This window comes from Nostoc sp. CHAB 5836 (assembly GCF_020829445.1).
Classification (GTDB): domain Bacteria; phylum Cyanobacteriota; class Cyanobacteriia; order Cyanobacteriales; family Nostocaceae; genus Nostoc.
In genome coordinates, this window is sequence record NZ_JAIVFV010000227.1 from 1 (window position 1) to 9,324 (window position 9,324).

The window sequence follows — 9,324 nt, forward strand, 5'->3', positions numbered from 1 at the left end:
AAGCTGAGGCTCTCCTTAATCAACAAATACTGCAATTTCCAGTTATTATACGTAGGTATAATAACTTACAGCAACGCTTAGAAATTGCAGTAATTGTTGATTAAGGAGAGCCTCAGCTTTTGTAACTGCTTGATTACGAACTTCTAGTAATTGAGTATTGTTACTAGTGTCTATCAGTTGTTTAATGAGGGCCTGGCGAGTAGAATTTTGAAAATTCAGAACTTGAGGATTTGTTACTCTAGTTGGTAGAGCTTGCCCTGTGATCCGTTGAGCTTCCTGATTTAAGAGTAAAGATATATTTCTCTGCTGCTCCCGCAGTGACTGCATAACTGGGTTGTCGTCAGTTAACTGGACTGATTTAACCGCAATCTGCCTCTCTATATTCTTTTGTTGTGCAAGTAGCTCTCGATAACTAGGGTCTTCACTCAGGGTTGATGCCGTAAGCGCTTCGTTTTCTGATAGATTTAGTTGTTTCTGTAAGTTTACGTAAAGTGTCTTCTGCTCCCTAAGTTCCCTTTGGACATTGAACTTCTGAGCTTGTATTTCCCAAAGTTGTTGAGATAAAGTTGCTCCATCATTCACAGGATTATTTAGTTTATATCGCTGCTGAAGTGCTTGCACTTGTCCTTGCAAATTATTAACTTGCTGCTGCAATCTAGGTAGTTGATTCTCAATAAACTCAACCCCTGAACTAATACGGGTCTTCCGGTTCTCAAGACCATATTTTAAATACTCGTTTAAAATTTCTCTTAAGATAAACTGGACTTGCGTAGGGTCTTTTCCCCTATAACGAACCTCTATAAGTTTGGTAAAGTCAGATAAATTAGTTCCAACACGTCGAATGACTAAATTCTGATTCACTAAATCTTGACTAAGAGATTCATTATTAAAGTCAGGATATTGAGTTTGAATCCGTTTAGCAATTTTAGTCAGCAAACTAGGACTCTGTAAAAGCTGAAGCAGAGTAGGATAATCTATATTAATAGCTGTAGCAGCATTCTCATTGCGAGACAACACAGAAGGGTCTGTAAAATTTGCATCAGAGGTTATAGGCTCAACTAAAAACCGAAAATTGCCTTCATAAACACGGGGTTTTCTCGAAATTGAGTATAAAGTTGCTGTGGTTATTGCCGTTGTAATTATAAGAATTAAAAGGGCATTTCTCTGAATAATTCTCCATATGGGACGTAGATTTAATCCTTTTTTCGCCCCTTCTAGTTCATCTGATTCAAGTGATTGAACAGAATTAGGGAGCAGATTTAATCCATCATTCTTTAGTTCATTGGACTGATCTTGAGCAATGGACATCAAGTTTTTGGAATACTTGCCATTATTATTTGATGCTGAGGGTTGGCTCTGATGATCAAATTTCATTTTTTTAGATTTAGAGTTGAAATGTGATAAAAAGATTGAAAGCTAGTATGGAACACAAAAATGTAGCTTTTTTATAAAAAAAATTATTACTCACACATAATTTTTGGTAGTAACATCAGGGTTCATACATTTTAACTAGAGAATTACCATTTAATTTTTTAAAGCCAAGCTTACTGCAAGTACGGGGCGGCCATATCATGTCAATAAGCAAACTTTATTCTCAATAGAAGGCAAATAATATCATTAACTTCTGCTTATTGCGAAAAGTATAGGCGTAGCCCGCCGTTCGCGTAGCGTCTCCAAGAGTTGGCATCGCTTTGGGGCTTAAAAAATAATCAAACGCCAAATCCTGATTTTCTCCTTGGTTCTTAACCTTCGTCGTGATCAAGAGTAATTTAGATGCGTTTGCGCTGACTGCAAGTAAGCTTGCCACAAGAGACTTTGATTTTCAGTATATTTAGCGATATGTGAGTCTGATTCCTATGTATTTACTCGGAGATAATTATATAATCAGGAGCTTTTGTATATTCGGTTTAACTAAATTGTTCATAACAAATAAATATCCAAGTTTTGGTTATTTCATAAAATATTTACATAGCAACAGCTTTATAAAGATATTAAATAGTAATTTTTTATTTGGGATAAATTTCATTTCGCTTTGGCAAGTCCCTGCTTCTATGTTTTAGCTTCTCTATCACCTCTTTAAATATAAATTTAATTGATTCTCAAAGAGATTTTCACAAACCTATGACTTCTATAAAGATTGTATAATTACAGTGGCGCTTTCTAGCATTTAACTGCTACAACAGTATTTTTAATCGCAATATATTTGCATTATTTTATGTTAAAAATAGCTTATTTAATCAATTCTTATCCCAAAACTAGTCATAGTTTTATTCGGCGAGAGATTGCTGGCCTTGAGAGTTGTGGAATTCAAGTAACTAGGTTTTCAATCCGTTCTTCCAATGCTACCGAGTTAGTTGATGAAGCAGACAAATTGGAGATGGAACAAACTCGGGCAGTTTTAGGAGTTGGTATAGTAGGGTTGTTTATTGGTTTGCTCTATGTCGCTGTCACCATACCTATTCGTTTACTACTGGCTTTGTGGTTGACGCTCAAGCTCAGCTGCTATTCGGAACAAGGAGTTTTATATCATTTAGCTTACTTAGCTGAAGCCTGTATTCTTCTGCAATGGGTTTCAGATTTGAAGATAAGCCATGTTCACGCTCACTTTGGTACGAATTCAACCACTGTAGCAATGTTGTGCCATGCACTCGGAGGCCCATCCTATAGCTTTACTGTTCATGGCCCTGAAGAGTTTGATAAAGTTAAGCTTATTGCTTTAACAGAAAAAATTGAACGGGCTGCTTTTGTCGTGGCTGTTAGCTCTTTCGGTAAAAGTCAGCTTTATCGCTGGTGCACTACAAAACAGTGGTCAAAAATTCATACTGTACATTGTGGCGTTGATGATAGTTTTTTGGCTCAAGCAATTGTCTCGATACCTACAAAGCCTCGCTTAGTCTGTGTTGGTCGGTTCTGTGAGCAGAAGGGTCAATTGCTTTTACTAGATGCAGTGCATCAGTTAGTAAGTGAGGGCTTACAGTTTAAGTTGAGCTTAGTAGGCGATGGACCTTTACGGACTGATATTGAAGCCTTAATTGTAGAGTATGGTTTGCAAGAATATGTGGAAATCATTGGCTGGGCTAGTAATTCTGAAGTTCGTCAACAAATTTTAGCTTCTCGATCAATGGTGTTACCTAGTTTTGCTGAAGGTTTGCCAGTAGCGCTAATGGAATCACTGGCACTAGGTCGTCCAGTCATTAGCACTTATGTGGCAGGTATTCCTGAATTAGTACAACCAGGTGTTTGCGGTTGGTTAGTAGCACCTGGTTCTGTTAAAGCTCTATCAGAGGCAATTCGCGCAGCTTTATATCTGCCGACGGAAAAGCTAGAACAAATGGGTAGAGCGGGGGCACAACGAGTTGCTCAACAGCACAATGCAGCTATAGAAGCTAGCAAATTAGCTGCATTGTTTCGGTCTTGCATTGAAAAATCTCAAAAGCAAGCAATTGATCTACCGTTAAACATTCATACAGTCACATCTATACCAATTGGAATCAACAATATATAAACTTCTACTGAATTGCTTGCATTTAATTTTCCCCCCTTAAAGAAGTTATGACAACTCTAAAAAAGCTTGCCATCCGTGGAACAGTTTGGACTATAGCTAGCTACGGAACAAGTCAACTCCTGCGACTCGGTAGTAACCTCATCCTAAGCCGCCTGCTCTTCCCAGAATTATTTGGTTTAATGGCTCTAGTCCATATTTTTATATCTGGCTTGCACCTATTCTCGGATATTGGTGTTGGTCCAAATATCATACAGAACAAGCGTGGGGATGACCCAGTCTTTCTGAATACTGCCTGGACACTACAAGTTATTCGCAGTATTGCTATATGGCTCTGTTGTGTTTTAATTGCTTTGCCAGTTGCTAACTTCTACGACAACCCTCAGTTATTGTGGTTGATCCCATTAGTTGGTCTAAACACGATCATTAGTGGGTTTAACTCAACTGCTTTGTATACTCTCAACCGCCACATGGCTATTAACCAGCTGACAATTTTTGAACTGGGAGGGCAAATCATTTCACTTGCAGTAATGCTGATTTGGGCTTGGTTGAGTCCGACCATTTGGGCTCTTGTTGTTGGAGCACTTACCTCAGCAATAGTTCAAATGGTCTGGAGCCATCAGTTGATACCTGAAACATCTAACCGCTTTACGTGGAACCAGGAGACAGCAAAGGAAATTTTTTCTTTTGGTAAGTGGATATTTCTTTCAACAGCAATAACATTTTTTGCAGAACAAGCCGACCGACTTATTCTCAGCAAATTGCTCTCACTAGAAATGCTAGGTATTTACGGTATTGCCCTTACATTTGCAGATATACCGCGATCGCTTACTTTCGCACTTGGACGTAAGGTAATTTTCCCTGCTGTTTCAAAACTTACTGACCTCCCTCGGCAGACTATAAGAACTAAGCTTTTACAGAACCGAGAGCCTCTTCTACTCCTATTCGTATTTAGTGTGAGTATCTTTGTTTGCTACGGCGATTTGTTGGTAAAACTGTTATACGATGAGAGATACATTGATGCAGCTTGGATGTTGCCGATTTTAGGTCTAGGCATTTGGCCAAGAATACTATGCAATATGAGTGAGCCATCCCTTTTTGCGATTGGAAAGCCTCAATATACAACTTGCGGTAACTTAACTAGATTTCTTTGCACTTCAGTTGGAGTTTTACTTGGATTTTCCCTTACAGGAGTTCTAGGGGCGATCATTGCCGTCGCGCTCAATGACCTTTGCTACTACGTAATAGTGAATTATGGTCTTTGGCGTGAGGGTCTAGATGGTTTGATGCAAGACCTCAAAGTAACCATATTATTTGTAGTTTTGCTGGCAGTTTTATTAGCAAGCAGACTAATTATGGGACTTGGTTCTCCGATTGACAGACTTTTTTAGTAAACAGATTAGTTGTAGCCTTATTTCGACTTATTCAGCTACAAAAAACTAAGGTTTTAGACTCTAAACTTTTACTGCCAGGTCCAATAAGACTAAACGAATTAAAGCATGAAAATTACATTGGTTATTTAAGAAAGACTTAATTCATAATTCACACTAAGCAATTCCAATGGCTCATGTATAGTCCTCAAGCACTCCTTGTCGTCTTGTGCTGGGTTCCAGCTGTTCTTTATATATTTATGCGGTTTTCGCCTCAACGGGCGATCGTTGTGAGTTTCATCGTGGCATGGCTATTTCTTCCAGTTTTAGTCTTTCCCATACCAGGAATCCCGGACATTACTAAAATGTCGGCAACCTGTTACAGTGTTTTGCTCGCTACTATAGTCTTTGATGCTGCACGCATTGGTTTGTTTAAACCTAGCTGGCTTGACCTACCAATGCTAATCTGGTGCATATGCCCCTTTGCTGCATCAATTACTAATGACCTAAGTCCATACGATGGGTTTACATCTGTTCTCGATCAAACTATGACCTGGGGAGTACCTTATTTTCTTGGTCGGATATATCTTGGTAACTTGAGTGGACTACGTCAGCTAGCAATTGGTATTTTCACAGGTGGGTTAGTCTACATTCCTTTATGTCTACTTGAAATTCGTATTAGTCCGCAGTTGCATCGAATAGTTTACGGCTACAATGCCCGTGAGGACTTTTCCCAAACAATTCGTAATGGCGGATATAGACCAACAGTATTCATGGAACACGGTTTGATGGTTGGTGCATGGATAATGGCAGCTACACTGATTGGTATTTGGCTGTGGAAGGCTGGCGTTATCAAGCAATTGTGGAGTATTCCGATAAGATGGCTTGTGATTGCATTGCTAGTAACAAGTATCCTAGTAAAATCTTTTGGTGCGTCGATGCTGCTGGTAATTGGGATCGTTATCTTGTTCGTTGCCTTGTGGTTTCGTACTGCTTTGCCATTGTTGCTCCTCAGCATATCTATATCTTTATATTTATGTTTCGCAATCAATGGAACCTTTATTAGCGACCAAATTGTTTCCTTTATGTCTGGCATTGTGCCTCAAGAGAGAGTCGCGTCTTTAGAGTTTAGATATAACAATGAGGACATACTCTCAGACAAGGCACGAGAGAAAATAGTTTTCGGCTGGGGAGGCTGGGGGCGAAGCCGAATATATGACGAATGGGGAAAGGACATCTCGGTTACTGACAGTTTATGGATTATCGCGTTTGGTACTAATGGAGCAGTTGGCTTAATCAGTTTAACAGCATCCTTATTACTTCCGGCGATCGCTTTTTTACAAGTTTATCCAGCTAGGCTGTGGCATAAGCGGGAACTAGCTCCTGCTGCTGTTTTAGCAGTGCTTCTAGCTTTATATATGGTAGATTGTGTTCTAAACGCCATGACTAACCCTGTTTACACGCTTGCATGTGGTGGCTTAGTAGGAGTCGTGTTACAACAAACAAGAGCTAGTAAAGTAAGTAAGCGTTCATTCACTACACAGCGTTCTCTACATCAGCAGAGGCCGCATCATAATAGTTTTTCTGCTCTAAACCGATCCGACAAAGTGGGTAAATGAAGTTGACGATTTAATTATGGAGAGTGGATTACTCTATATGTTATCAAGATAAGTGCGTTCTCCTCATGTTAAGAATAGCTAGTTAATCAAAAAATAATTTTTTAAGTATTAGCCTTAAGTCAGAAAGCGAATAGAAGACGAAGGCAAAGTAATTAACAAGGTTAAATCTATTAAATAGGGTGAGTGATTTAAATTATCAAATGTATTTACAAAATTTAAATAATTCTACTTAATTTATAGCCATTTGTAAAATTTTGCAGACATCCAGTAGGTCTAAAAATATACTAGTATTAGAGGTTTTCAAAATGCGTTTATTGATAGTGCAGTATGCTGGCGATTATCGGGAAGCAGTCTATCGTTTTGCTAGAGGTGAAAAAGAAACTTATTATGCCCAGAAATATTCAGTTGATACTGTTGCTGAAATTACAAAGCAAGCTGAGGAAGTAGCAGTTATCTGTTGTATGACAACGGAACCCTATAATGAAGTTCTTGAGAATAGGGTTCGGGCAATCGGTGCAGGTTTTGATAAAAAGATCCAAGTTAAAAAATTGCTCAAACTGATTGAAGATCAAAATCCAACTCATTTAATTATACGTACCCCGATTTTGGAAGTTTTTCGGTGGTCAATAAAAAAACGAATTCCAACAATAGCGATGTTTGCAGAGTCTGCTTCAACAAGGGGTTTACGGAGTAAACTACGTAATTATTTCCTGGCAAATTTACTAAAAAATAATTACATTGAATGGGTAGGATGTTATGGTATTAATTCATCTATGTCATTTCAAAAAATAGGAATTCAACCTGATAAAATAATTCCTTGGGACTTCATTGTTACTGAAAAACCAGATTCTTTTCCTCCTAAATATCTCTGTAACAAAAAAATCTGGAAACTATTTTATATTGGAACAATGATAGAATCGAAGGGTGTTGGAGATATTTTAGAAGCCATATCTAAGTTAAAAGCTAAAAATTTTTCTGTGAGTTTGCAGTTAGCAGGTCGAGATGAAAAAGAGTTTTTTTTAAAGAAAGCTAGACAATTACAGATTGAAGATTGTGTGGAGTTTTTAGGACTAGTACCAAATAGTTCTGTAGTCTCTCTTATGAGAGAAGCTGACGTTGTTTTAGTCCCCAGCCATCACGAATATCCGGAAGGTTTTCCGCTTGCTATCACTCATGCTCTCTGTTCTCGAACACCAATCATTGCTTCAGATCATCCTATGTTTATCCAAATTTTAAAAAATGAGATAAATGCACTAATTTTTCCTGCAAAAAGCCCTAGTTATTTGTCGGAAAATATTGAAAAACTACTCTCAAATCAAGAGATTTATAAAACTTTATCTCAGGCTTCTGCTGATACTTGGACACAATTACAAGTTCCTGTAAAATGGGATACAATGATCAATTATTGGCTTTATGAATCACCCAAAAATCAGCAGTGGTTGTTTGAACATCGGCTTTCTTCAGGACGTTACAACTCAAATATTGTTATAAACAAGTAGGCACAGTAAATGAACGAATAAATAATATGTTTATAACTAGCCCTTAACAGATGATCAGGAAGTAAGAAGATTCAAAGCATTTTTAAACGAAAGGAGACAAAATAACCATGAATGAACAAGAAGAACTGAAGCCGCTTCCACACCCGGTTTATTTCTTATGTAAGAATACGAAAGCTTGGGATAAATTGATGAATAGTACCAGCCTCCCACGTCCTGAAGAAGTCTATGATAAACTCCTTGACCTAACGGATTGCTGGTGCGTACTAACCTACATTCACTTGAAACAGCGAGGCTTAAACGTACATCTTGTTCCCCACTACATCCCAGGTCGTATTTGTATTACTTCATATGACGATTTAATGACTAGAGACTTGCCATTTAGGAGCTACGTTGTTACCTGTCGATGCGATCGCAGTCGTCCGGAAATCTGTGAGCAACGTATCGTCCAAAATCAATTGAATATCATCGATGATACTGACCATTTTATCCCCCATTGGCCACAACCCAATCTTCAACCACGAGAGCAGTTCCGTGGCACAAAAATTGAGAATCTTGTTTTCAAAGGCTTCACACGAAATCTCGCTGAGTCATTTAAAAGTTCTGACTTTTTGACACAATTGCAATCACTCGGTGTTAGGCTTTTAGTAAGTTCAGCCGATCTACATGCTAGACAATGCGATGACTGGATTGACTACACTCAAGCAGACATTGTTCTGGCAGTTAGAGACTGCACAGAATATAATCTATCGTTTAAACCATCTAGCAAGTTAATTAATGCTTGGTTTGCTGGGTGCCCTGCTTTCTTAGGACCAGAGCCAGCGTTTCAAATGCTGCGAAAATCTGAATTGGACTATATCGAAGTTCGTCAACCAGATGATGTGATTTCTGCAGTACGTCGTTTACAGAATGAGCCAGCATTGTATTCAGCAATGGTTGACAACGGCTTTCGGCGGGCGAGGGATTTTACACCTGATCCTATAGCATTGCTCTGGCGCGAACTCTTGGCAGGTCCAATTGCAGATGGGTACGAACGGTGGCTTCGCCAATCACCAACGCAGAAACTAATTGGAAGACCAGTTCAGTTTGCTGAGCGTTGGATCAAGCACAAGCAAGAACAGCGTCGTTATTGGACTAACATTCACACTGGCTTCAGACCAATCCCTTCTTGAAAATCTTACCGTCAGAAAAAGTTATTTCTATGTTCAATACAATTGTACCAAATAAACCAATTCCTTTGCTTGTAGTAATTGTTAACTATCGAACGGCTACTCTGACTATAGACTGCTTGCGCTCTTTGGTAAGTGAAGTCCAAGCTTTACCACATACCCGTATTG

6 protein-coding genes are annotated in these 9,324 nt (G+C 38.7%); 5 read left to right on the plus strand and 1 reads right to left on the minus strand.

Features of this window, described 5'->3' with window-relative positions; translation table 11 throughout:
- Positions 1-45 precede the first annotated feature (45 nt).
- Positions 46-1,374: a hypothetical protein gene (locus LC605_RS28750; RefSeq protein ID WP_229550856.1), complete on the minus strand. Its 1,329-nt coding sequence runs from the start codon at positions 1,372-1,374 to the stop codon at positions 46-48.
- 1,003 nt (positions 1,375-2,377) lie between these two features.
- Here LC605_RS28750 and LC605_RS28755 point away from each other — a divergent pair.
- The 5 genes from LC605_RS28755 to LC605_RS28775 all read left to right on the plus strand — a co-directional run bounded on the left by LC605_RS28755 (position 2,378) and on the right by LC605_RS28775 (position 9,159).
- Positions 2,378-3,505 carry a glycosyltransferase gene (locus LC605_RS28755; RefSeq protein ID WP_229550857.1) on the plus strand — a complete coding sequence of 376 codons (1,128 nt, stop codon included), beginning with the start codon at positions 2,378-2,380 and terminating at the stop codon, positions 3,503-3,505.
- Between the two features lie 47 nt (positions 3,506-3,552).
- Positions 3,553-4,893 carry an oligosaccharide flippase family protein gene (locus LC605_RS28760; RefSeq protein ID WP_229550858.1) on the plus strand — a complete coding sequence of 447 codons (1,341 nt, stop codon included), beginning with the start codon at positions 3,553-3,555 and terminating at the stop codon, positions 4,891-4,893.
- 239 nt (positions 4,894-5,132) lie between these two features.
- Positions 5,133-6,491: an O-antigen ligase domain-containing protein gene (locus tag LC605_RS28765; protein ID WP_229550859.1), complete on the plus strand. Its 1,359-nt coding sequence runs from the start codon at positions 5,133-5,135 to the stop codon at positions 6,489-6,491.
- Between the two features lie 305 nt (positions 6,492-6,796).
- Entirely contained in the window at positions 6,797-7,990 is a 1,194-nt protein-coding gene (locus tag LC605_RS28770) for a glycosyltransferase (RefSeq protein WP_229550860.1), read from the plus strand.
- A 188-nt stretch (positions 7,991-8,178) separates the two neighbouring features.
- Complete coding sequence (locus tag LC605_RS28775) at positions 8,179-9,159, plus strand: glycosyltransferase (RefSeq protein WP_229550861.1); 981 nt, start codon at positions 8,179-8,181, stop codon at positions 9,157-9,159.
- Positions 9,160-9,324: the final 165 nt, after the last annotated feature.